Genomic DNA, 25,155 nt, shown 5'->3' on the forward strand with positions numbered 1-25,155 from the left:
CCTCATAAACACAACGGCGGATTGCCGCCGAATGTGGCAGAACAGGCCTACTGGAAAGCTCAAAAGACGGTGGCCTAAAACACTTGACCACTACACATGTCCAATTTAGGGCAGCCGTAACCGGACAAAATCCAGGTAGTTGTTCAGGCACATCTGCGCGAGTAAAGTGTGAAATCGAGGGCATAGGGCAGCGGTCACTTTGGTAGTTTTGCGACGATCTCAACCGGACAACCCTGTGCCCAGATTCGGCCTCAATCGTGTAACTATCGGTATTAAATGAACTTTATCGAGGGCGAAGCTTGAAACATAACCGCTTGAACCGCCTCAAATTACAACGATTAACCCCTAGCTAAAGCACCTTGGTACAGTGCACTCCGGAGGCAAAGGTCATAGGTTCGAATCCTATCGGGCGCGCCATTATTTTCAAAGGCTTACGTGAAAACGTAGGCCTTTTTTATTTGTCTGTGTCCAAATTGTGTCCATGGTGTGTCCGCACAAATTCGAAAGGAAATTGAGGCGACCGCATTCTGACCTTTGCACTGAAAGTAACCTAAGCACCTCTTGAAAAGAAGGTTCATTAAGGTCGCTATGGTCGCAAAGCGAACACTCAGGTTGAGAGGTAACGTATCGGTTTCGCGGCGCTGACGCCGCGACGCTACGTCGACTCCAACCTTTGGTTATACAATGACTTCGCTGCCTTCATAGACGCGTCCATACCTGCCGATGAGTCCTTTGGGTCCAAGCATTGTGCGTTTGACATATGGAGAGGCACTCCACGTGGGGTTCTCTCGGCATGACTGCTGATGCTGCTCCCTCGTGAGCAACCCGATCCGCGTTGGCCGGTAGTGTTCGCCAAGCTCAATAAGAACAAGCTGGGTCCAGGGCTCGGTCAGGCGAACATTGCGGCCTGTGTGATTTTCCTCTGTCATTACTTTTACTTGTGTCTGGATCGCCCCCTCGATCAAATCGAAGCCAGGGTTAGAACTACCCTCGACCCTTACGGGTTTTTGTCCAAGACGCTCAAGGAAGCGAAGAGCAATGAACTCGCCTATGCGGCCGATTATGTTATCGTTCCCTCCTATTCGGGAAGGGTGTACTTCGCCCAGCAGTAATAGCTCATGCCGAGCTTGGAGATACTTGTCAATTGCTGCTTGGATTTGAGTGTCCGACATAGTAGTACTTCACCGTTTAGCGGAAAAACGAGGCGGCGTGGCTCACGCGTCCGACTTACGTGACTGGTTAGCTGGCCTTACTCGGGATTTCCTTCGTTGTGCGGTATGGAAATAACCTCCACCATAGGATCTGCCGAGCCACAAAAACGACAAGCACGTGCAGATGCTAAGTCCTATGATTAGCACATAAAACCAGTTAACAGACTTATCGCTAGCAAATTCAGGTAGTGAGTAGCCAAGAAGCACAATCCAAAGCAAACAGACATACAAGCTAATGAGCTGATTGATTTTTGATACGGAAATCCTACCCGGACCGGAAACAACATCGACAAATTTTTCCCAGATAGATGCGGGTTTATTTCTCGCGAGTATGATTTTGTATAGGGGGCCGTTCACCTTGTCTTCAAGCTGATCTACATGCTTCTCCCAGTTTTCTTGCCAGAACTTGCTACCGCGATTTGCGCAAAACCAAGCGAAAGAAAACACCAAGCCCAAGCTCGCCAAGATGATTGCCAAGTCTTGTTTATTGGCAAAATCCGACGCCTGTATGGCGATAAAGCCAGCCAAACTTGCGCCAATAAAAGTCCAGAAATAGGTAGCCCTTTTCCAGTAGAGTTCTATCTCAAATTTTCGAATATCGAGAGCTTGTTTCAGCGCCTGCGATTCTTTGCCGTCGAAAGCCTTTTCGTATTCTTCTGGTGTCAATTCATCCGTCGAACTATCCATAAACCTCCATGACAGAGTCAGCTAATGCTGGGCTTTACGGCGTGCCGAAGCGTCAGAGGGCGCGCGTCCGACAACAGCTGTCTGTTAAACGTTTTGATCCACCACCTTGCTCACAAACACATTCCAGTTCTCTTCTGGATCTTCACCGGTAATGCCAGCGTACCCGAGCCCTCTCTTTCGGAACCAATGGAGATCGTTGTCCATAGCTTCCTGAAAGCCTTTAATCATTGCTCCCCACTCACCGTCATTTGTGACGTCTTTGTCTTTTATTGCCGCAAACCCCGCACTTAAAATCACTAACTGCATTAACGAAGAGCTGGGCATTTTTGATGCGTCCAGGAATTTTCTAATATCGCCTTCGACTGCCCCCAAATAAAATGCTGTCAACTGCCGGTTTCGCAATCCGTAATCTGGAATATCTTTTTCTTGTCTAAGGTTCTTTACTCGGAATTTTGTAAGCGCTACGCCCATGTATAGTTGCTCAAGGTACGGGTGCTCTTTAATCAACTCAGATTCGTGCTTTTTATTCCAATCTTTGAATATGCCAAACATGGGAACCTCCCTTTACGATTTTCCGTTCAACAGCAACTAGGCAGAGCGCTTGATCATTGCAGAAATTTGACTGCGTCTTTATTACTGACTTTGAACCATCAATCGCTCTGCACATAAAGCGATAAAACAATAGCTTAGCCGAGCATTGCCATCTCTGCCATGTAGTCACTCAGTAACTACAATTTGCTCCGCCAATTATACTGGATGAAATTTTTGCGATTAGCTTTGAGGCTCTGGAGGAAAGCCCTGACCCGAACGTTCGCTTTTGTTTAAAAAGCGTCTTAATCGCTCAACAGTGAAATAGTCAAAGGTTAAATTTTGCCTTCTTCAAGAGTGAAAAAGGACAACTCAACCGTCGTTGTTTGTTGACCCAATGAAACGCTGATCGTTGAGTCCGAGACAATCATGGAGATTGCAGGACTGCCATCACGAGCCATAACGTTCTCTAGGTAATCCAGCTGTTTTCGATCGTGAGTGCTTGGATCGGATTTGCAGCCCCTCGGATGAGAATGCCATTCGCCTAGATACGAAACGATCCCGCCAGTTCTACGACGACACTCATCGATATCTCCTTCTACACCGGCAGTTCCGCGCAAGAACTCTTGGGGTGTTGCAGTGCTGTCCTCTGGTGCGGGCCTGGCTAGCACGACCGATATCGTTTTGATCTTCTGGTCAACAAAACCAAGCAAAATGCCACCGGTTTCATTGGGCAATTCGTCATTTCTGAGTCTGGACATGCCATCTTCGATCGAGACGTCCCACCACACAGTCCAATCCCCGACTTCCGCGTAAATGGGCTTGCAGGCCTGAATGTCATGAGCGCTAACGGCCCCGGAGAGCCCATCGCAATCCCAGATCTTGATCTGGGCCTCTTCTTTGTCTGAAAGCAACCTCAGCTGGCGAGCCAGTATCGATCCGTGGAGCCATACCAGTTCATTGGACATCGCCATGGTGATGTCCCGGCATCCGGCCCCAACCCATAAAGAGCCCGAGTTCCCTTCCAGATGATCGGTGCCCCAGCAATCATTGGTCAGAATGGCTCGATAATACTGAGCCTCGAGTGACAGACTACGTGTGTATCCGGACTGATCCTCCATGAGTAAAACCGAGGACCTGCCTGATGGAGTTATGAAGAGTGTTGCCAAACGAGCCGACCTATCCATGCCGGACAGGTCCCGAGGGACCTCTAGCGTCGTGGATGCATCGACAATGATGTCCTTGTGCTCCAATAGGGCTTCTAGCCATTGGAGGTCCTCCGTGAGCCTCCTTACGTATGCTTTTGGCACGCTGCTGTCACTCACCTTGAGGGAGAACATAGATGCGGCCTGGGCGCTCATCATTTCGGATTTGGCCATGCCCACACATGGACCTAGGGAAACATGACGGGACAGGTTATGGGGCTCAACCGCATCATGATCGACATATTCCCATTCACCCCAGCCTTCCCTTGCCCAGATTGAGGCAACGGCACTTCCCAAAGATCCGAGCCCAGAAATGACCCCGTTGAAATCGCATGGTGAATCAGCTATTCCCGAGTATTCCCTCACCTCCTGCTTTGATGGCATTAGCCTGATACCAACAGGGGTCAGAGGGTAACTTTCCAATCGATCCACGTTCAGGGGCTCGACTTTTTCCATTATCCCAGTATTACGAAACCACTTGTTTTCGCCGGGACTACGGATCAGGGCACCAAGGTCTTCACCGAGCCGGCCAAAATGTTGATCCATAGCGAAGCCGTAAACGTCCGTTCTCTCGGTCTTGCTGTCACGTTTGAGGGAGATGCCCAGCACTAGAAGTATCTTATTGGTCTTGCCGGCCGGCCAGTCAAAGCTTTGACCCTCAGGAACAAGATCCTGAATCGCCTCACGGAGCAATCCGGAAATCCTGGCACCTCGAGAATCGAGTCTTTGAAGCAGATCCCCAAGATGTTTGGGGTGTTCCTCTACGCAACCGTGAGTAATGGGAGGCAAGATGATCGTAATTGGTATCCATTTTCCATCCTGGAAACCCGGATGCGACCTATCATCTACAACCCGGGCTTGATACAAGAATCTTCCTCGACAGGCGAATGGTCGCTGATCGAAAACGATACGATAGCCGGTTTCGGTGAGTCTCTCGAAATAATCCTCCGGCAATACAAAGCGATCCGCGGGTTCGAAAAAAAGCTGCTCAAGAGGTTGATCCTCTTGATGCAGGTTTTCGCAGGCGGTTTCCCGAAGCCACCAGAGAACTCGACCCAGAAATGAGTGAGGGTTCCAGACTCGCTCCACAGATGACCAAGGCTCAACGTAGAGGCACAGGGAACGTGGTGAATTGGGCCCTACATGGTTTTGATGCATGGTCACTGGGAAGTCGGAGCGAAGCGCCCTAACCTCCCATGGGAAACCAAAAACGGGGTTATAAGCCAGCGCCAGGCGCTCAAAGCGGCGTATTCCGACCCGATTCTTGGCATCAAAAGTCCCATCGCCAACATCGACAATAAGCGCATGTGAATCCGACGAAATCCGCCGGAATTCAACAACGTCAAAAGCAGAGTGCTCACTGCACGCGTCGGCCACGTCACGCAATGGTGCAGGCAAATTCGACGTTACCGACTTTCCCAGCGACTCTCCGTAGTCAATGTATTCAGTCGTCACTGCCTGCCCTCGGTGGAGCGGCGGATGCGACTGACGCTGTTGCGGCAGCGGCAACGGCCAGCCTGAAGCCAGACCTGGCGCCTTGAAATACGATGGGCTCCGGCTTCTTGCGAGTCGGCTCTTCCCCGGTGCACTTAAAGATACCTGTTGACCCCAAGATACTCCTGTACTCACGCTTGGCCCGAATACAGGGGGGGTCGTTATCGTCATCAACAACCGGCTTGCTGCTGGAAACAATAAACGCATCATCATTTGCCTGCGCTAACGCTGAACGCGCATCCTCGGAGATCTCAGCATCGTTGCCATTATCAGACCAGCTGTCGTGTGAAAGTGAACGCCATGAGCAGTGATGAGGGGCAAGGAGGAGGTCGTATTTCAGGTCGTCAGCCGTGTACTCGCGCCAGAGCCGCTCCCAGATGCATACCCCCGAGTCACCGCCAGACAGGAATCGGCTGAAACAATCGCCGGAGCTGGACTCACGAATGCTGAAATTGATCACAACACTGGAGTCGTTTTTAGACAGCTCTTCCTCCACCTCCTCGTCTTGCTCTCGGAAAGGGGCAAGCAGGCGCGATTCCAGGAGGTTTTGGCCAACTCCGTTAATTCCTTTAATGACATCCCCATGCCTTACGAGGATTTGCTCCAGGCCATCTGTCTTACCGTCTTTGTCTTGCCCCAGGATAAGAATCCGATCGCCATCGGGAACATTGAATCCGCTATCGCGGTTTGCCTGGACTCGACGGCGCGCTTCTTTGGCGAACGCCTTAGCATCGTCGCACAGGGGCAGCTTCTTCGACGCACGCCTGAAAACCATCGGGGACGACCAAAGCTCCCGAATGATAATCCTCTTCTGGGGCTGGTCTCTGTCATCGTCGGGATAGTCCTGAACTGGGCCAAGCCAAAAGTGCGCCCTGAGGCCAAGGCAATGGTCCTCATCCGGGTGAGAAAGAAGCATCGCATCAACAAACGGGCGCCCCCGGGCATCCTTCTTAATGCGCTTTCGAAGTTCAGAGGCAACGTCAGGCGTCGTGTCGCTCGGATCATCGGCAGAACGCCTGATCCGACAGTCAATCAGAAGGCAGGTCTGGCGATCATCCGCAAGCTGCAACAGGGTCATGTCACCATTATCAACGGGGAAAAATGTAACCTTCGAGTTCATGAAATGCAGTTCCTTTCGTCTATTGAGCGACGGCAACGGCGTTTACAACGAGCCTGTTACCTGCATTGCGAGCGGCAAGAAGAGCCAGGAGGGATGAAATGACGAGCACGACATAGACAGCAGGGACAATGTCACCAAGAAGTTGATGGTCTCCCAGGGAGTCCCACAAAATTGTAAAAATCAGGAGAGCGACCAAACCCGAAAAGGTGTCGCGGTAGAGGAGAAAGCTTCTGTGCGATTGACGGACCTCATGGGTATCTCGAACAGGCTTGTATATGTCTCGGTACCAGAGGGAGTTCCGATCACCCGCGGCGACCGCCTCATCAAAGATATGCGGCCATTGTGATGCAACGTCTTGATACACCACTCTCGAATCCCGCTTGCAGAGACGATGAACCCGTCCTCCGGGCATCTCATTCACGAAACGGGTGAAGACGAGTTTGTGCTTTATATCGTGTGGGAGCAGATGGGTGATAAAGACCAGAACCGCTAGGGTAATCACCCCAGCAACCCCTGTAAGAAGCCCCTCTTTGAATGATGGCAAGGAGTTGAAGCCAAACTGAAACCCCAAACACACGAGGACGACAGCGCTTAACAGCGCGGCGATCGTGGCATTGTTCTGTTTCTTGAGATCTTTTTCCACTTTTGCACCCCATCCGTAACAATCATGTAAAGTCCATGAACTGATTAAAGCCGCTGCTGTAAAAAGGATTTCCTTACCTTCTACCTACTCGGTGACTGGGCAGTTGACTGTGGACGGCGGGTTGATCCGGCATGGCACTACTTCGGTGGAATCCCAATACGGTTTATCAAGCTTGGCGGTGCATCCCAGGTCTTTCATCAGAGCCTTTCTACCGAGTTCATCACACACCAAAACCACTCCATGACGATCAACGTAATTTGCTTTGAGGATGAAATTGTCAAATGGCTCCAAGAGGGATGGGTCATGCTTAGTCGCAAACTCCAGTAGCTCTCGGTCTTGGAGGCCTTCGGGTGGGGTGTCAAAATAGACTGCGGCCTCCAAAGCACTGCTGACCTTGGTCAACGCAGAGGCTGTCACATACATTTCTTCGTCGTCTGCATGAGATGCGCAGCCGACCAGCAGGAACGTGGCGGTGATTAGAGACCAACTAAACTGTCGAAACATCAGGCTACCCCCCAAAACACGTACTCCTTAGTTTCGGTGTCTTTGCCGGTATCGAGATTCCAGTTTCCAAGTTGCGCAAAGATGGGGGCAGTCGGCTGTTTCAAACCTTCTGCCAACTGCGCCCAAAACCTCAAGACATTGTCGACGGCCCGATCAAATAGAGCGTCATAGTGCAGTCGCTCCCCCCCTGGGATCTCAAGATCCTCTATAAACGTAGAGTCGATGTCTTCCTCCGTCGTGTAGCTCATCCCTGTGTGGGCGCCAACGTGCCTGGCCCAGGCGAATAAACGTGTGCCCTCCTCCACCGTATCCAACAAACTGGAGAAACCGGCGTGCCAATCCGCTGGTTGCGGTTCATTGGATTGGTATCCTTCGGGGTAGACATCTGCCAATATTCGCTTCCAAAGATTTTCGATGTCGCAATCCAGTGAGCCGCTGTCGTCAACGCACGCTTTGATACCGCTATCCAGATGTTCCGAGTCTCCGATGTCACCAAGATTAAGACGATAAAAAACGTGGGCGTCTTGGTACATCTCACAGCGTCGATGATCTTTCTGATTGGCATGGTAGGGACCGACCTTGAGTTCCACGACCGGATGAATGGTCAGGTCGGCTGCCATATGAGCCGCATAACCAAATAGCCAAGCCACACCTTTTTCCCAATCAGGACCAGTGCGATCACGCAGCAATCTGAGTCCGGAAGCCAACACCTCGCCAGTGCGCTCGTAGTGCATTTTATCGGCCCACTGCTTAGCTCTCGCATCAAGGCCTGGCGGCCACTGCAACAGGTCCAGAGTGAGGTAGGGTAAATCGGGACTCACCGCACCCAATTCCACGTATTTGAGGTTTCGCATAAGGGCCCTGCCGACGTCAGGAGGTATATCTGCTGCAGTCAACCGATGCGGCTCTCTGGCGAGATTAACGAGCGTTAGATGAGCGTAGGCTCCTGGCATGAAATTTCTCCAACCCTTTGGCACTGGACATCAATGACCTGAAGTGACCGTTGAATGACGTGAATCAACCTTTCGGTGGAAAAGGATCATTCCCGTAAGAATCTCTCTCACGTATTCGCCCATCCCGGCCATGGATCAACGCCTCGCTTTTTTGATTACGGGCGATCTCCCTTGCCGCCTCTGCCGCTTCGGCTTGAGTCGAGTGATGTGAGGTATCCCGAGTGTTCCCTTCGCCCTTGACGGCCCATCCACTCTCGCGCTGCACGACGTGCTGATTTTTGCCTGACATTGTGCTTACCCCTCTATTCAGACGACATAAAAGTTTAAACACAAAACGCAACAAAATACAACATATAGTGGTTGCAATAGAAAATATGACCACATTTATGGTTTTTAGCAAATTTTAGTGGAAGTCGACGCCTTCGAGAAAATGCGCCCCGTCAAAGGTCAGCACATTGGTGTAGACCTCGGTGGACTCAACGCTACGGTGACCCAGAAGCTGGCTCACAAACTTCAATGGCCGTCCGTGCAGCAGCAGGTGCACCGCAAAGCTGTGCCGAAAGGTGTGGCACCCGATCTTGAACGGCGGCTCTCCCCCCACCTGCTCTATTAAGCGATCAATGTTGGCACTGACCGCCTGGCGCGTAATCGGAAAGATCCGCTCGTCTTTTCGAAACTTCCCCATCCACAGGTAGCTCTGTATCCGGGTCTGAAAGTCCCGATCCAGAATTGGGATAAACCGCTTGGGCGAGCGTTGCAGGCTGCGTTTGCTCGGCCGCCCGGCCCCTTGCTTGAGCGTCTTGAGGACCACCCCGAAGTCGTAGCCGTCATCCATGAAGCTCGCCGGCGTGATCGCCAGCACCTCGGAGACCCGAGCGCCGGTGCACCACATCAGATCCAGGATCAGCCGGTGCATGGGGTGGGTTTCGACTTCTAATAGCGTCAGTACTTCGGGCTTGAGCAGGTACTTGGGCATGGTGTCGAGGGTCTCCAGCAGCAGCGGTCGCTTGTCGATGAGCCGGTCCCAATCGATGGTCACTTCCTGTATCGGGAATGACACCAGCGGACGCTCTTGGAAGCCGAGCGAACGCGTATTTCGAGACGGGCGCGGAAATGACCGCGCGCTGGTGATGGATTTTGACATTTCCCCTCCGGGGTTCTGTCAATTTTGGGGTGGAATTACAGGCCCGGCCAGGCGCCCTCTTCCGGTCTCCCAAGTATGGCAACCAACGGGAAAACCGCAAGAAACGGGGGCCGGTTGACGAACTACCAACTAAAGTCAACCTGATCAAATATTGACCAATTTGGAATTTAGGGCGATAATAAAGTTGTGCGTAATTGACTTGTTTAGTGCGTAAAACATGCTCTTAACGCCGGTCTCGGCGCCTTCGTCTGGATTGTAGGGATCCCTGGCGTGGCGACAATCGGCATAGGTTGGTTTTATGCACACAAAATCCAACGGGCCTAACGTGGCCAACCCATATGTGGCTGGTCATTCGCCCTCGCCTGCGCTCCTTGTCAATGACCGATCAGGTCCCTCCGAAACGCCAACGTTGCCCGGCCATGACCACCGCAGTGCAGCACCGTTGTCTTCCGAGCGACCCCGCAAACGAAGACTCGGGACGACGATTGGCGCCCGATCGCTAACCCCCTGCCAGCAGACCACTGCCCGCGATTTCCGGACGGCCGCCGATTTCCGAGTCGCGCAAATGCTCAAGCACCAGCCCCCCAGCGAGTTCCATTCCCTGGCGGAGTATTTTCATGCGGCTCTCCTTGAGGGCGATCCCACGGTCTCCCACTACGTGCCACAGCCGTTTGTCCTCAAGATCGGCAAAGAACACTACAAACCCGACTGCTATGTGGTTCGTGACCATCGTGTGGACGTGGTGGAGCTGAAACCGAGGGCGAAATTCGATCCTCAGAAGCGAAGAACCCTGGAGGCGTTTTTTCGGGATCACCACATGCACTTTTCGGTCCTGGCGAACGAAGCGGTTCTCGCGCGGCGTATCGAAGCCTGTAACTGGCTCACGATCGTACAGATGCTCGTTCTCCATCGGGACGTCGACACGTGGGTTGACGAACAGGCGATCCTCGATCAGGTGTTTCGGGCCGGAGGGGGACGCATCGGCGATTGGGTCTTGGCGACGGATCGTTCCGCCACCCGAGTTCAAGAAATCGCCCTATTCCGTCTCTTGCATCAAGGCAAACTCAAGGCGGACATGACCGACCATCGTTTAAGTTTCGACACGGAGGTGCTGCCATGAACCTGACCTGGCGCGAACGCCTTCGCCAATGCCCTCGATTAGCCGAGTTTTCCGCATGGCCGCCGCTGGACCCCGGGGTGATCCCGAAAAAGGAGCGCAAAGCGTTCTTGCGCAATCAACGCATCGTCAAATCGGTCCTCGCGGGCTCTCCCCTGTCCGAGGTCGCTACGTTCCACGGGGTGAGCCCCGGCCGCGTGACGCAATTGCTGGATCGCTGCCTCGGGGGGCCGGTAAACGCACCCCCGTCGTTGCTCCGGGGCTTAGTGCCCCATCAGGTATTAAATACGCACCATCCCGATCGCCCGGAACGGGGTCAGTTTGCCCGTCTACTGCAGGACGTTCCCGGGCTGCGAGCGGGACTGGATGGCATGCTATTGGATCGGCTGAAAGATTCGCGCTGGGCCGAGGTGCCTTCCCCGGGGAGCTACCATGCGTTGTTCAAGCATCTGTTGGCGCAAGCCAATTGGCCTCTGGACCGCTATCCCTACACAACCGATTCGCTGGCCTACGAATCGGTACGCCGGGATCTGCACGCCCGTTGGACGCTGCTTTGCCAGGCGGCCAAGACCCACCGCACCGCCTTCAAAGCCCTTCCTGGTCCGGCTCCGGCCTTGCAGCTCTATGACCGCATTGAAATCGACGAACAGATCATTGACTGCCAGCAGTCGGCCGTGGGGATTGAGATTTCCATCGGGGAACAACTGCCGCCCATGAGACTGCCTCGACTGACACTGCTCGCGGCTATTGATGTGGCGACGGACTGCATCCTGGGCTTTCGGTTGGCGTTGACCAAGCATCCTACGCAGGACCACCTGCTCGGTTTGCTTCAGGAATGCCTTCACCGCGGCGCGAAGCGGCAACTGAGCACGCCCGGGCTGACCGTGTCGCCGGAAAGTGGCTTCCCAAACACACAGACCAGCCTGCCCTTACCGCTACCCCGTGAGATTGCGCTGGACAACGCCTGGATGCATCACGCCAGTAGCGTCGAGGTCTTCGTCACCCAAGAGCTGGGCGCCACGCTGAGCTATGGGCGTCCCGGCTCCCCCACCGTGCGCAGAGCCATTGAGCAGGCTTTCAACCGCGTTAATCAGCAATTCACCCATCGACTGGCGTCCACCACCGGCTCCAGTGTGACCGACCCCAAACGTGAATCGGCTAAAAATCGGAAGGGACAGCCCGTGGTGTCTTTGCCGGTTTTCGAAGAAGAACTCTACGTCACCCTCGCCGAAGCCAATAACCGCCCGAGGCCGAATCTGGCCACGGCAACGCCGTTATCGGCGATGCGCTTTCAGGCAGATCGGGTGTTCGGTGTCGCTGTGGACGATGACATCCGGGCCCAATGGAATCCGTTCAGCCAGGTCAAAACCGTCACGCTCCACGATCAGGCCAACCCCGAGCGCAAACCTTACATCAACTTTGAGTATTTGAAGTACAAGGGCCCTGGCTTGCTCGCCGTCCCTCCGGGCGAGAAGAAGGTCGTCGTTCGTTACGACCGTCGCGATATTCGCGAACTGGAGGTTTTCCGATGCAATGGTCAACCCCTCGGTCCCGTGCGCTGTCCCGGAACATGGCAGTCGTTCGCCCATGGCATAGGAACCCGGCGCTACCTGTTTCAACGCCAACGGGCGCTAATCCGGCGCAGCCTGGACCCGTTGACTGAGCACCTCTATCGGCAGCGGGAGCAAGCCCGAAGTCCCACCGCCTTGGCGCGATTCCTGAGCACCTATCAGGAGTTCATCAGCGGCTTCGGGCTACCGACCTCCCTGTGGCCCAAATCGGCGCAGAATACCGACCCCGAGGATCACAAGCCGCTCCCGGCCAAGGGGCCAAGCACCAAAGCAGCCCGAAGAACCATGGTACCGCCACGCAAGCGGTACTGGTCCATCAGCCTCAACCCGGGAGCCAAGCCATGAATGACCGCAAACGACCTCCCCTTGCCGATCACCCGCTCTTGGCGATAAAAGCCGTTCAATTTGAAACACCGGCTTACTTAAATCTGGTCACGACGTTGACCGAATGGCTGTGGCAAGGCACTACCGGGGGATTCATCGTAGGTGAGCCGCGCGTCGGCAAAAGCTGGGCCATGCAATCACTCACGGACCAGCTCCGATTGCGGGATGGGAAGATCGTTCCGGTAACTTACATGTCAATGGTGGACCGGGATCAAAAAACCATCGCCGAAGTCCCTCGGCGAGCCTGCATTGATTCGGAGCTTGCGATAACCGCGAATGCCCGTGCCGATCAGCTCTCAAAGCAGTTGCACACTTACATTTGCGACTTGCAGGTGGAGGCCGATGTCCGAACGTCGATCCTGATCGTCGATGAGTTTGATCATCTGAAGCCTAGGCAATTCAACGCGTTTGCTGAGTTCTTTAATATGCTGGACGGCCCACCTCGCCCGGGTAGAAAACAGGCTCGTTCGTTAGTCGTTGTTTTCGTGGGTAACAAAGAAGAAGCGTGCGTGTTGCTCCGCGAGATGACCGGCAAACAACACAAGCGAATCCGTGGCCGCTTTTGCAAGCGCCTCATTGAGTATTACGGTCTTCTCAATCGGGAGGAGTTGGCATTTATCATGGGCCAGTACGACACCCTTCGCTTCCCGGCGGAAGGACCAACCTACACCGCCGCCTTCCTGCCAGATGCTACCGATGCCGGTTGGCGATTTAAAAGCCTGGCCAAGGACCTGTGGCGGGTATACGCCCTCATTGCGCGCGAGTACAGCCTGGACTCCTGGGGCATGGAGTATGCAGTGGGGACCTTGAACGTATTGCTGACCGACCTGCTACCACGATACGGCTGGCGAGACATAGAAGATGACCTCCTGCGCGAAGCAATATTGATGACCCATGTAGCCGATGACTTTGTGGACTGGTTCTTAAGACAGAGTAAGTGATGATGAGGAACGATTGGAGCCTGAAGAAATTCAACGAAGGGTGGGCTTTTGCCCACCCTCTGGAGAGTGCCTACTCGCGTGGCCGTCGACGCCTGAATGCTAATCCAGCCTGTAGCCTCAGTATGATTCGACACCACTTCCGGTTACAGCAAGGCGAAGGGACCGGCGATCCTTGGGAGCAAGCTGTTTATTGGCAAGGACCGAGGCAATGCCCGAGTTGTGCGAAACACCTCTTTCATCCGCTTCTCTATGAGCTACCAAGCCTCCAACGATGCCCCATTCATCACATCCAATTCACGAATCGCTGCCCCCAGTGTGGACTACCTTGGGACCGCCCGCTCACAATGCGAACGCCGTCATGCGAGGTGTGTGGCCTGTTGCCAATCGACCAACGCGGACGGGCTCAGTTGCCCGCTAAAACGTACCGACGATTACGGTGGCTGAATCGACGGGTTCAAGAGTGCTGGGAGGCCCAGAATGCCCGAGACTATGTGAGCATTTGCGACCTTCGAGCCACCATCGCATGGACCAGTGATGCAGAACGGTCCCGATTTACGGTGCCAGCGCTTTCAGATCCCTTGTTGCTGTCGTTTGAATCCGCCAAACGGCATGGACGGTGGGACCGAAATTTACAGTCGCTCGAGGTGAAAACAGTCAAGGAGCCCATTAGAACAAGACTGGCCAAGGTTCATCCCTGGACACCCCCGACGCTTGGGTCGGCGTTGATTCGATCCACCCCCCCACAGCGTTTGCACGGCGTGACGGTTACTCATCTTAGTAGGACACTGCTCTGCCTCGCCCTCCGTCGTCTTGCGTTCTGGCACCGGAGTCACATCCCTCAACCGCACCGACTCAGTTGGTGTGACTTTCGAAATACTCGCCCAGAAGACTTCGGCGCCGACGGAACGGTCTGTTTGCTGTGTCTTGCGTTCAGCCTGTGGTGCCAGGCTGTTACGATGAAATACTTCGCGCCCGGGCAGGTTGCGACGCCAGGACACCATGAAATTTGTCGTATAGGACGTTATTCGAGTTTCTCGCAGACACCGGAGCAGGTGTTCATCGAAAGTAACGACGGCCGTCTGTTTCGGCCGACCCCGAGTCTCGATCGTTGGTTCTACCTGCGAGCCACGGATTTCCTGTTCTTGGAGCTCATGAGCCTGGTAACCAGTGTCCACGACAAGTTGGTGGAGGCCCCTGCAGACTTTTCAATGACGCAATACCACTCGCGTTACCGAACGGTTTTCCCCCAATTTGCCTCTCGATTAATTGACTACCAGTTAACCCATCGAGGGCTTGATCTGATGTACTGGTTCAAGACACCGCTGCAAGAACTCCAACTTGCCCAGGCAATCAGGGACTCTGTAAACCGGTGTCACGGTGAAAAAGAAGGGGCTACTCCCCGTCTCTGGTCCGCTGACCCAGACCCTCGTGCTGTGAAGCTTAAGGACGTGGATGCGTTTATTTATAGTGCCGCGCCGTCCATGCACTGCGGGCGAGCATCGTTTTTCAGCTGGACGACGCACCACTGGGACTGGCCGGGGGATTCGCTCCAACGTTATTCGAATGCGTCCGTTGTACATGCTCCGACGAGCCGGAGGTTCTTGTGAGCCCTCGATGCGGTGCCATTCACTTCCGTCCGTCATCCGTGCTGGTTGACAGCACCACGGGGCACTTTTTCGTCAATGATGGGTTATTGATAGGAGACTAGACCATGCCTGCCCGTGAAACCGCTTTGGTACCCCATCCACTCTTTGACGCTGCCAGACGATGTGACGATCAACGTCGGGTTCTACGCTACCCAACTCTCGTGCGTTTCATTGAAGGCCTGACGATAGAAACCGCAATGCGGGAGCACCAATGGATTCACGAGTTTCTCTCCGGCTATCAACGGGTCAAAGGCACCTTCAACCTATACCGAACCGAGAGCCAGCGGCTCTTGCTATACTTGTGGCTTGTCGAGACCGTGTCGTTAAGCCAGATAAACCCAGAAATCCTCACCCGTTATCTACGTTGGCGCCAAGATCCACCGATCGGATGGATTGCTTCCCATAACGCCTGGGCCTTCCGATGGAATGGCATTGCCTTCGAAGCCAATCCGGCGTGGCGGCCGTTCGTTCATCGTCAAAACTCCACGTGCCGTAGCAGTCCGTCTCCGGAATCCACGACCTATTGCATGACTCCGGGTACTTTCGACGTAACCTGTGCCTCACTCCACACCATTTGTTGCTGGCTAGTGATGCGAGGAATCTTGTCACAGAACCCAATGGCAACGCTCCGTTCGAATGGCAGGCGGCTCAACCCGGGATTCTTAAAGAGAGCCCCTGGCAAGGATCAGGCATTAACCAGCGACGATTGGTCTGTGTTTCTGACAACCCTTATGTCCCTAGCCAACGATAACCCGGTCATTGAGCGAGAATTGTTTATCGTGGTCACGATGGAAAAACTGCAGTTGCACGTGAGCGAGCTCGCCGTTTGGCCGGTCGCTGGCGGGGAGGATCGTGTTCCTACTTTCGGAAGTTGCATCAAACAGCCCACCCACCGTAACGGCCAGTGGTTTTTCTGCGTTACGGGAAGAGCGGATGTCTACCGAGAAATCGCCATCCCAGATGATTACTTTCCCTTCCTTCGCCGGTATCGCTGTTACCGGAAGCTCAGTCCGCTGCCTTCGCCCCGAGAAGGCATTCCTTTATTAACCAGTCGAGCAGGGAAACCATTGCGTCGTCGACAAATAACACGCTTGGTTGAACAGGCTTTCTGTCGGGTCGCTGATAGGCTGGAAACAGAGGCACACCATCCAGATTGTGAGCAAACTGAACATTCAAAGCTTTTGGACTTAGCCGCATCGCTTCGAGAGATGTCAACGAGATCCAATGTCCTTCGACACACAGGCACAACCCGCAAGCTGACAGATTCAAGCTTGCAAGCGGTCCCGGCTATTGCTCGAGAACTTGGGTATTCCGAACCCGGTTCCGTAATTAACGCCTACGTAGATGGCCAAACCAAAGATAGACATTAAAGGGGTCCAACCGATGGCCACAAAACCACTCCCAACCAAAGCCGACGTTGACCTGATGATCGACCTCGGCGTCTCAAGAGTCTATCTTTCCCAGCTTCTGAAAGCCGCTGGCCTCAACGGTGATTGGGTGCCCGTGAAAAGTGGTCCGACGACAAGTTCTCCTCTGTCATCCGATGAGCGAGACGTTTTGCGCGCGGGTGGAGCGGATTTAGACATCAGGGGCCTCAACCCAGCCGTCGCCCGGTTCCGCCTCCATGAACTTGTGAGCGAAAGCCGAAGTCTCATTGATGAGGCCTACGACACGAAGGCTGCGTCGAAACGCCTGGGCATGTCGGAAGCTGCCATAAAGAGAGAGATATACTGTGTTCCTCCACGCTTGCACGGGATTCAACTAGCAGATAATCGCCTTGTCTTGCCCAGCTGGCAATTTACCAAGTCCGGCATAGTGCCACATTTAGAAAGCCTATTAAGTTTTGCGTCCTCCATGAGTCCGTTGGCGTTATCTCGTTTCATGCTCAGACCGCACCAGGACTTGGAAGAAGAGGAGCAGAGAATCAGTCCTCGGGAGTGGCTTGTGCGGGGTCATACTCCAACGCTAGTGCTGGACCTGGTTAATGTCCTGATGAAGGATTAACGTCCCCTGCAAAGTTAGAGCAAAGCTCCCAGAGGAAAGCTACGTGCCAACCAGCGACGCCTCTGGTCTGAGAGCACTATTGGTAAACCTTCGCCGCTACCGGATATTCGTTGCTATTTGATCTTGCACACTTTGTAATTTGTTAGATGACCGTTTGGCCAGGGGTCTATGCCAGATAGGTGCTTTATGCATTAGCGAAGGCGTCTATGGCGTGGCGAGACTAGAGGGACCAAAATATGAAAACCACATCAACCGTCACCGTACCCCCCGCCCCTTACTAGTTCCAGCCCAAATTGGAAAAATTATGGTCGGTTCCACCGGCCATGAATCCGAGCAAGAACAACCCCCACCAAAACCCTGTTCAAGAAAATCTAACTGCAGAAGGCATTCTTTTGTCATTCGGGATCGCACGAGAGACACAGATCCCCCGTCGGAACCCGCAACTGGCCAAAACCGTCCCTTTTAAGCACACGATAATATGATGTATTTTGGTGTTGCATGCATCACATAGATGATATATGATGCATTTGTAACCCAAACCAATCATAGGCAAACCAATGGAAAAACAACGTGAAACAAAGTGGGGTCATTTGGCCATCCCCCATGGAATGCGCAAAGACTTCGACAAACTTGCGACGAAGCTAACTTATGAAGCGGTCGATCGTGAGCTGTCTGAAGTCGAAGACCGCATCGGCGCTTTCCTCGACGGCACCTTCAGCAACGCAAGGTTCAACCGCAAAGCCATCCAAGGCCTTTACGAATATGGATTCAACGGCAGCCTGACAATGATCGAGCAGTTTCATCCGTCCATCCGGGTGGAACGGTTCCTTGAATCTTTCATTGGTGTTTCCGACATCAACAAGCACATCGAAATTTATCAGGACTTCGATGTGGGACCTTCACTAGGGGTAATCGCAATCATAAATGCGGTTGCCGCTCGAGTCCGTCTCGATAGGTTTCGTCTTAATGGTGATTCGGAAGTTCTTACAATTCAGGAAATCGCCTTGCTGGCACGGATGAAGGAATTGAGCATCCGTAATGCAGCGGCTCCTTCGAGCACCACCCCACTCGAGTCGAGCAAGATCGATGGTCTCAGCATCATAAAAGCTGAAGAAGCAGACCGATGGTTGGCCGGACGACGCGGGTATAAGGCCACCAAGCTCCCGGAGGAACAAGCAGCTCGTCAAGAACTTTTCTCTGTCCTCGACTCATGGGTGTTCCTATGAAGACTATCAGCGCGACTTTTCATATGACCAAACACTGTGAGGAACGTGCAATTCAGCGCGGGCTCACCGACTCGGCGATTGACATGGCGCTCAAATACGGAGAAGTGTATGAACAAAAAGGCGGCGCCTCGTTGGTGAAACTTACCAAGCGCCAGCGGAAGGCCTTGATGAAAGAGCTTAAAAACCTGATGCGAATCCTGAATAGGGAACAGGATATGTTCTTGGTGGTCGGCGATGACGGATCCCTGGTGACCGCCGGCTGGCAGAACAAGCGAATCAGACACAACCAGTGACTCCAAGCAAAAAGGATTTTTTTATGCTCCATACCTACAGATCAAACATCGAACAAGCAGACTTTGCCAACGGCTTGCCCGACACACTGAAAATATCCGAGTCGGGTCAATTCACGACCATTTATGCGCCTTTTGAATACATCAACACCAAGGCTCGAGTGGTACTGTGCGGCATCACCCCGGGGCAAAGCCAAGCGCTCATTGCCTTGAAAGCGGCGCAATCCGGTTTCCAGCAAGGCCTTCCAATCGCCGACATTCTTCCCATTGCAAAGGGCGCAGCAAGCTTTGCCGGACAAATGCGGAATAATATGATCAAGATGTTCGATTTCGTCGGCTTAGATCGTTATTTGGGCATCGAAAGTTGCTCAGCGTTATTCAGCGAGCAAAGTCACCTAGCGCATTACATGTCCGCCCTGAGATACCCCGTTCTGAAGGGCGGGAAAGATTTCTCGGGTGGGCCTGATATCGTCAGGAACGCCTACCTCTGGGAGCAGTGTCAGAGAATGATGTCCGAGGACATTACCCAACTTCCAAACTCCGCCGTGTACATCCCGTTTGGCAAGGGAGTAGATGAAGCGTTCAAGAGGCTGATAGCCAAGGGGCAACTCAGGCAGGAACAGGTGCTGTTCGGCTTCCCACATCCTTCTGGCGCCAACGCGGAGCGTATCGCCTATTTCTGTCAGACAAAATCCAAGGAAGCTCTTTCGAAGACCACGAATGCGTGCACTTGGGATGCACGGAGAACCAACGTTCTATCCCAAGTGGCGCGGTTGCCTATATGATTTGCAGCGCAGGAGTCATCTCAGAGCCGAGTGCGCGCTCAAAACGTTAGTCTGACCTTACAATGTACTTCAGCTCAGATGGCGACACTGAAATCACTTCGAGCCGATAAGAGCGGAATCTGATCTCATCGGTGTCCTTCGGGTATACCAATTCTTGCTTGAAGGCGGAGCGGGCCATGTCCTCAAAAGTGTATTCGCGGTAGAGCAAGCTGAGGCCATTGGAACCGACGCCAGTGAACACAAGTTCGTGATTTAAATAGCCTGCCTCAGAGACTGGGGTTCGAGATTCCACAGGCGTGAACGTCGTGTCTGCTGGGCTCATCGTGTACTGATTGCCGCTGCCAACCGGCGACGTCCAGAAGCTCGGCGACATCACCGTCTGATCCCATTGGCGATTCTTGTCCACCCCAAACATAAAGATGGTGCCTGGAATCCTCAAAACGGGATGCCCCAGTTCATTCGTGCCAGCGACTCGAAACTTATCGCCTGCCGCCGCATCTAGGTGCAACGAAGTTGACGCCAACCCACCCTGGAGCAGGAAGTCGTTATTTGCCTTGTACAAATCTTTCCGCACAACGGCTTTATAGGATTTGCGAACTACTACCGGGTCTCCAACATACGCCGTCGTCGGTTCATCGAGCACGTAGTTCTTCACATCAACATTTTCAATACTGCTGGGTGGTCGTTCACCCATCTTCACGGCCGTCGTGCAGCCAGAAATGACAAACAGCGAAATCAGAACAGCTAAAGACCTCATCGTTCACCCATCGTAGTATTAAAAATTTACGGATTAATTTCGATCATGGAAGTACATACTGCACATGATCTTGCACTTGGTCTACCCTTCTACCCTATTGTTTTTAGATGGGTTTCTTTGAATATCCGTGTCTTGGCTAGCACCTTTCCAGAATTGATTGAAACGCCGATTGCTCAGCCTCGTTCAGGTTTAACTCGAAAATCCTCACGATACGAACAAACCTGGCTGTGTAAAGACACTGCCCTGAAGGTGGTAACCAATCGTCGGGCCCTCTTGCCCCTTTACTCCGATTAAGGCTCAACTCGACAGGCCACAGATTTCTGGGATCATTTGCGAATTTTTCTCGTTTTTCTTGTGTCCAAAGGGCCGCACCATGTTCCCAAGCCCAGCGAAGCGGCACGACATGATCGATATCGATGTCAGCTGAATTTTGAATGACCTGACCCGTGAAGGGGCTGACCCATCGCCCGGCAATAACTCGGCAACGTCTTGAGTCGCTGAAGCGAACAGGGGTAGAGGACGTCTCAATTAAGGCTTCGGCGCGACTCTCCTGACAGTCCCCATCTACATCTGCCCAACCCGCTCCAAAACGCTCCCTCTCGTAGCTTGGTTGAGACCGATTGCCGGTCTCTTCATGGCGCGTGGATGCATGAAGTGAGAGCGACATGGCTTTCGGTAGGCGGCCGCCGCTCTCAATGCAGGCTGCTATAGAATCAAACGCTTCATAGTCTTCGGTTCGGTCATACCAACTACTCTCAGGTGGATGGCAAATTCCCGAATTGGATTTTTTTATAAATGACGTTGCGTAAGCAACACTGGCAGATACAACGAGTAGTAAACCAAGAATACATGACATGGTGTCCTTACTTCGGTACAGCAAAACGTCCTCACTTATTCTTTCATTCCGTCCAAATTTCAAAATCAGTGAAATCCGTGCGGCGGAGTAACCCGGTTCAACTTGTTTGAGCAGCTGGGGGGCGTCTTTCGATAATTGCTACACCCCCAAAACTCCCCATACGGCCCTTTTCGTTTCTTCATTGGAGCACCGCATTCTGAACACAGTGGCACCCATGCCCCACAAGTATCGTTAACACAGATTTTAAAACCACGTGTTTGCTTCATTGGCCCACCGCATGAGGGACAACCAGGATCCGTGTTTGTGCACAGCGGATAGTTAGAGCAGCCATAGAAACCAGCGGAGCTACCCTGCCTGGGGACCATTGTCCCCGATCCGCAGACCGGACAAGAGAGTTCATCAGCGTGCAGTTGGTTCAGGTCTGTTCTAAACTCATCCAACTCCACCTGGTAGTTCTGGTTGATGAGTTCCTTGGGAAAATCTGATGCAACACTCATATCGGTGATCAGATAGACTCGATGTCGAGCGCGGGTCAACGCAACGTAAAAAAGCCGACGCTCCTCTGCGAACTTAAAAGGCTCCTCGGGTGCCAACAGAGCGTCCAACAATGGGTGTGTTTCTTTTGTCGACGGGAAACCGTGCCGTCCTACTTCCAGGCCCATCACGACAACATAGTCAGCTTCCTTGCCTTTTGACGCATGAAACGTCAGCCTTTCAATCTTCAGCTTTGGATACTTCCTCTGAAAATCTCGCAATACGACCTGATCAGGTAACCGGAACCAAAACCGTCCGAGGATGTAAACCGTTGCCTTTTCACTGATCCTGTCTGAGATCGCTTGAAGGACCTCATCTAACTCAGCATATTGCTGCCGATCTTGCGGCTTTCTCCGCATAATCGAAACGGCGGGTTGGGAAACAACGCTGTGAGTTGTGAGACGCTTTTTTACTTGAGCCGGGTTCTTCATCACAAACTTTGAGGCGACATCACAAATCTGGTTGTTGAAACGGAAGGTCTTGTCCAGCGAGGTCGTCTTGGTTGGTCCAAACTCCTTCTGAAACCCCGTAGTGAGAGTTACGTCGCTACCCGTAAAACGGTAGATGGCTTGCCAATCATCGCCGACACAGAACACCGAGCAATTTTTTGTGCGATCCCGTAATACCTTTACCAGTCTTGCTCGAGGCCGCGAAATATCCTGAAACTCGTCAACCATTATATAGCGCCACGATGGCTTAAAGCGTCCGGACTCGACATAGTCAATCGCTCTGCCGATCATGTCGTTGAAATCGATGCTCTCGTCCTCTTCGAGCAGTGCTTTATATCGGTCGACAATTGGCTTTAGTAGGTCCATCGCGGCATGGAACTGACCGGGATTCTCGACACGACTGGCTCTTTCCTTAACCTGTTCCCACGTCTCGTGACTGCCTTTAAATGCGCCTAGTAACTGACTAAGGAGTTGCGAGAATTCTGAAATTACTCCTTTCTCTTTAAGAGTTTCGAGAATCGCCTCATTCGGTAAAGGAACGAACTTTACTCCGAGCGCAGTCAGTTTTTTCTCCAGCTCACTGATGAGGCACCCTTCTCTCTGTTCATAGGAGAACGTTTCGACAAGCGTCGTCTCGTATGTTCTATGAAGATCACGCTTCCACTTTATGCCCTCCTGATACTTAGCAGCATCAATGAAAGGGGCCGTACCGCCCTCGCGATCGACGCCGAAATGCTCGATATAGACATCGTAATCAGGTAGATAAAAGTCCGGCAGATAAGCACGAAAATCGACTGTTCGAGTGTCAGCGGCCTTGTATGGAGCCTCATACTGATACACGACACCCATTCGAAACAGCCAATTGGCAATGAAAGCCTCTTCGAGGCTTTTCACGTTCTCACTTTTCAGAGTGACAATGTTATTAGCTCGGATGTATTCGAAGTACTCGCCCTCAGACGAAAAATCAAAACAGTTTTTCGCTGGATACAAGTAAGCTGAGAAGTACTGGATTGCTTTCTCCTGGTATTCGGAGTCCTCCAACAGTTCTTTGAGCCAATTATCCACGGCTTTGGCGAGTGCAGCGTCGTCTTCTGCCAACGGGTGCATCTTGGGCTTCGCGCCTTCGACTTGGCCAATGATCGTTAAGCCTAACGAGTGAAAGGTCGTCGCTTTCACACTCGCCCCCGGTATTTTGTCAGCGATCCGATCCTGCATTTCGTCAGCCGCTTTGCGCCCGAATGCCAGCATCAGAATATCGGAGTCTTCCGCACGACGACTTTTCAGGAGGTAGGCTGCTCGCCCGATCATTGTGCTGGTTTTCCCAGTCCCGGCCCCCGCAAGCACCAGGTTATTATCCTCGTCGATTACACAGGCCTCTCGCTGCTTGCCCGTGAGCGGATTTGATTCAACCGCGTCGAACAAGTCTTTAAATCGATTTAGCTCTGCGGCTAGAAAATCATTTCTGATTTGCTCAATGAGGGCGGGATCGGACTCTGCCCATTGTTGAAGCTCTTCAAAAGGCTGAATGTTGTCTTTGGTCAGCTCAACATCGCTCGGAGGAAGGATTAATCGCTGTTTTTGCGAACTAGCAAACTGTGCGATTGCTTGCGCTTGGCTGGTTCTAAGATAACCTGATTTATCTACCAATGAGGCAACTTGGGAGAGCGAAGCCTTTGCTCGCGCTCCGTGGACATCTATCAAGCGACGGTATAGATGTTCGCGCAAATCCCGGCTCGTGGACTTGCCAAGCCAGGTAATGCTCTCGTTCCTCCCCTCTACAGTGAAGTCGATGCGTGAGAAAAACAGCCCGCCTCGCCTAACCGGACCTGACGAAAACTGTCCCCACTTAATCAGCCGGCTTGGCCCGTTCTTTTGGTCTAGAAAGAGACCTTTATCGGAAATGGTGCACACTAATGGTGGAATAGCAAAAAGCCGAAGAAACCATGGCTGGCGAAACACACTCATTGAAAATCCCTTAATGATGTTCCTGTTGTCTGGAAAGCTTCCAGAGTCTGATCGGTTTGAATGCCAGCCAACAGTTGAGTCAAAACATCATTGATTTCACATTATAAATCAAGCAGATCCGATCTTTTTTACCAGGTTGGTCCTTTGTTGGTCGGCTTTTTCAGGATATAAGGCGTCGGCTCCTCAGTGCTGCCACTTAGAACCTGACCAATAGTCGACAACTAGCGGAATCCTTGATTGTTCGCCCAACGACGGACACTCTGCGATTCACTGGAAGATCTGAAAAACACCGACGAGCGGAAAACTTCAATCATTACTGCAACTATAACGGGGATGTTTAAACTATTTCGTGTTTACCGTTTCGAAGGGACAAAACACGTCCAACTTTGGACTCTTGTAGGAAAAGTCTCACCCCCTTTTCAGCTGAATACGCTTATCCGCTAACGCACAAAAAGAGACAATTTGATTGGGCCGTTTGATCAGGGAGATCGAGGCCTACAGCCGGCAAGGATGCCTGGCGAGCGCGACACCTGCAAAGTGGTGTGACTGGTCAGGGAGAGATCTGACACCATTTACGTCCCAACGAACTCCGCAATTCGTGCACGTGCCACCAGCACGACCACTACCATCGCTTAGATTATTCTTCGGAAAGATGAATTTTTCGCGACGTAGATTTGCCATTCAGGATCAGCAGTTGTCCGCCGTGTTGAAACCGTCCGTGGAGATGGGGTAGAACCCATCAGTCGACGCACGAGTGGAGAGTACAGAGGGAAGTAGATTCACTTAAGGTCAAGAACGAGGCAAAAAAAGTCTACAGAAAATCTCAGATTAAAGAGCAAATCAATAGAGCTCTTGCAGACGACGATACTGAGCGGGCTAATTCACTGATTGCCGAGCTGAAAGACTTCGATGAACGGAAAGAGAATGATTAAAAGACCTATAACGAGTTGAGCCTGTCCCGGCTCTTACTCACTATCATCAAAAATTTTCAGGATCCGGAGAAAGGCATGTCAGGCGATCAAACCATTTCGTTTTTAAAAGGTCTATGTAGTGGTCAAGTGTTTTAGGCCACCGTCTTTTGAGCTTTCCAGTAGGCCTGTTCTGCCACATTCGGCGGCAATCCGCCGTTGTGTTTATGAGG

At 52.6% G+C, this 25,155-nt stretch carries 20 protein-coding genes; 8 read left to right on the forward strand and 12 right to left on the reverse strand.

Translation table 11 applies throughout. The annotated features are described in order from the left end of the window. The first annotated feature begins 803 nt into the window (after positions 1-803). Positions 804-1,112 (forward strand): hypothetical protein, encoded by a 309-nt coding sequence (locus EDB94_RS20580; RefSeq protein WP_146162234.1) that lies wholly within the window; start codon positions 804-806, stop codon positions 1,110-1,112. A 102-nt stretch (positions 1,113-1,214) separates the two neighbouring features. Here the strand turns inward: EDB94_RS20580 and EDB94_RS01530 are convergent, their stop codons facing one another. The 9 genes from EDB94_RS01530 to EDB94_RS01570 form a co-directional block, all read right to left on the reverse strand. Continuing rightward, complete coding sequence (locus tag EDB94_RS01530; RefSeq protein ID WP_108019891.1) at positions 1,215-1,898, reverse strand: hypothetical protein; 684 nt, start codon at positions 1,896-1,898, stop codon at positions 1,215-1,217. A gap of 84 nt (positions 1,899-1,982) precedes the next feature. Beyond that, entirely contained in the window at positions 1,983-2,450 is a 468-nt protein-coding gene (locus EDB94_RS01535) for a hypothetical protein (RefSeq protein WP_108019893.1), read from the reverse strand. A gap of 311 nt (positions 2,451-2,761) precedes the next feature. After that, positions 2,762-5,086: a ThiF family adenylyltransferase gene (locus EDB94_RS01540; protein WP_158254296.1), complete on the reverse strand. Its 2,325-nt coding sequence runs from the start codon at positions 5,084-5,086 to the stop codon at positions 2,762-2,764. Beyond that, entirely contained in the window at positions 5,076-6,245 is a 1,170-nt protein-coding gene (locus tag EDB94_RS01545) for a metallohydrolase (RefSeq protein ID WP_104272154.1), read from the reverse strand. Before EDB94_RS01545 ends, EDB94_RS01540 begins: the two co-directional genes overlap by 11 nt. A gap of 19 nt (positions 6,246-6,264) precedes the next feature. Further along, the gene (locus tag EDB94_RS01550; RefSeq protein ID WP_108019895.1) at positions 6,265-6,888 is read right to left on the reverse strand and encodes a hypothetical protein; all 624 of its coding nucleotides are present in this window, start codon (positions 6,886-6,888) and stop codon (positions 6,265-6,267) included. Between the two features lie 84 nt (positions 6,889-6,972). Further along, positions 6,973-7,392 carry a hypothetical protein gene (locus EDB94_RS01555; protein ID WP_104272158.1) on the reverse strand — a complete coding sequence of 140 codons (420 nt, stop codon included), beginning with the start codon at positions 7,390-7,392 and terminating at the stop codon, positions 6,973-6,975. Beyond that, the gene (locus tag EDB94_RS01560) at positions 7,392-8,345 is read right to left on the reverse strand and encodes a zinc dependent phospholipase C family protein (protein WP_104272162.1); all 954 of its coding nucleotides are present in this window, start codon (positions 8,343-8,345) and stop codon (positions 7,392-7,394) included. Before EDB94_RS01560 ends, EDB94_RS01555 begins: the two co-directional genes overlap by 1 nt. Before the next feature lie 64 nt (positions 8,346-8,409). Further along, positions 8,410-8,634 (reverse strand): DUF2188 domain-containing protein, encoded by a 225-nt coding sequence (locus tag EDB94_RS01565; protein ID WP_108019897.1) that lies wholly within the window; start codon positions 8,632-8,634, stop codon positions 8,410-8,412. Between the two features lie 114 nt (positions 8,635-8,748). Then, a complete protein-coding gene (locus EDB94_RS01570) occupies positions 8,749-9,405 on the reverse strand; it encodes a site-specific integrase (RefSeq protein WP_260312495.1) in 657 nt (218 codons plus the stop codon). A 382-nt stretch (positions 9,406-9,787) separates the two neighbouring features. Between EDB94_RS01570 and EDB94_RS20585 the strand changes: the two genes are divergently transcribed. From EDB94_RS20585 to EDB94_RS01615, 7 genes are all read left to right on the forward strand, one after another. Next, positions 9,788-10,609, forward strand: coding sequence for a hypothetical protein (locus EDB94_RS20585; protein WP_146162235.1), 822 nt, complete (start codon positions 9,788-9,790; stop codon positions 10,607-10,609). Further along, positions 10,606-12,522, forward strand: coding sequence for a hypothetical protein (locus tag EDB94_RS01585; protein ID WP_108019905.1), 1,917 nt, complete (start codon positions 10,606-10,608; stop codon positions 12,520-12,522). The genes EDB94_RS20585 and EDB94_RS01585 overlap by 4 nt, the downstream gene beginning before the upstream one ends. Continuing rightward, positions 12,519-13,502: an ATP-binding protein gene (locus tag EDB94_RS01590; RefSeq protein ID WP_108019907.1), complete on the forward strand. Its 984-nt coding sequence runs from the start codon at positions 12,519-12,521 to the stop codon at positions 13,500-13,502. Before EDB94_RS01585 ends, EDB94_RS01590 begins: the two co-directional genes overlap by 4 nt. Positions 13,503-16,531: 3,029 nt before the next feature. Then, positions 16,532-17,152 carry a hypothetical protein gene (locus EDB94_RS01600; RefSeq protein WP_108019911.1) on the forward strand — a complete coding sequence of 207 codons (621 nt, stop codon included), beginning with the start codon at positions 16,532-16,534 and terminating at the stop codon, positions 17,150-17,152. Positions 17,153-17,709: 557 nt separating this feature from the next. Next, a complete protein-coding gene (locus tag EDB94_RS01605; RefSeq protein WP_108019913.1) occupies positions 17,710-18,378 on the forward strand; it encodes a hypothetical protein in 669 nt (222 codons plus the stop codon). Further along, a complete protein-coding gene (locus EDB94_RS01610; protein ID WP_181259089.1) occupies positions 18,375-18,671 on the forward strand; it encodes a DUF4258 domain-containing protein in 297 nt (98 codons plus the stop codon). The genes EDB94_RS01605 and EDB94_RS01610 overlap by 4 nt, the downstream gene beginning before the upstream one ends. Before the next feature lie 23 nt (positions 18,672-18,694). Continuing rightward, positions 18,695-19,453, forward strand: coding sequence for a hypothetical protein (locus EDB94_RS01615; RefSeq protein WP_108019917.1), 759 nt, complete (start codon positions 18,695-18,697; stop codon positions 19,451-19,453). 46 nt (positions 19,454-19,499) lie between these two features. Here the strand turns inward: EDB94_RS01615 and EDB94_RS01620 are convergent, their stop codons facing one another. The 3 genes from EDB94_RS01620 to EDB94_RS01630 form a co-directional block, all read right to left on the reverse strand. Beyond that, positions 19,500-20,210: a hypothetical protein gene (locus tag EDB94_RS01620; RefSeq protein ID WP_108019919.1), complete on the reverse strand. Its 711-nt coding sequence runs from the start codon at positions 20,208-20,210 to the stop codon at positions 19,500-19,502. A gap of 136 nt (positions 20,211-20,346) precedes the next feature. Then, on the reverse strand, positions 20,347-21,066 hold the full coding sequence (locus tag EDB94_RS01625; protein ID WP_108019923.1) for an HNH endonuclease family protein: 720 nt from the start codon (positions 21,064-21,066) through the stop codon (positions 20,347-20,349). 65 nt (positions 21,067-21,131) lie between these two features. Further along, positions 21,132-24,014, reverse strand: a complete 2,883-nt coding sequence (locus EDB94_RS01630; protein WP_108019921.1) for a UvrD-helicase domain-containing protein — start codon at positions 24,012-24,014, stop codon at positions 21,132-21,134. Positions 24,015-25,155 lie beyond the last annotated feature (1,141 nt).

The organism is Marinobacter sp. 3-2, assembly GCF_003751355.1.
GTDB lineage: Bacteria > Pseudomonadota > Gammaproteobacteria > Pseudomonadales > Oleiphilaceae > Marinobacter > Marinobacter adhaerens.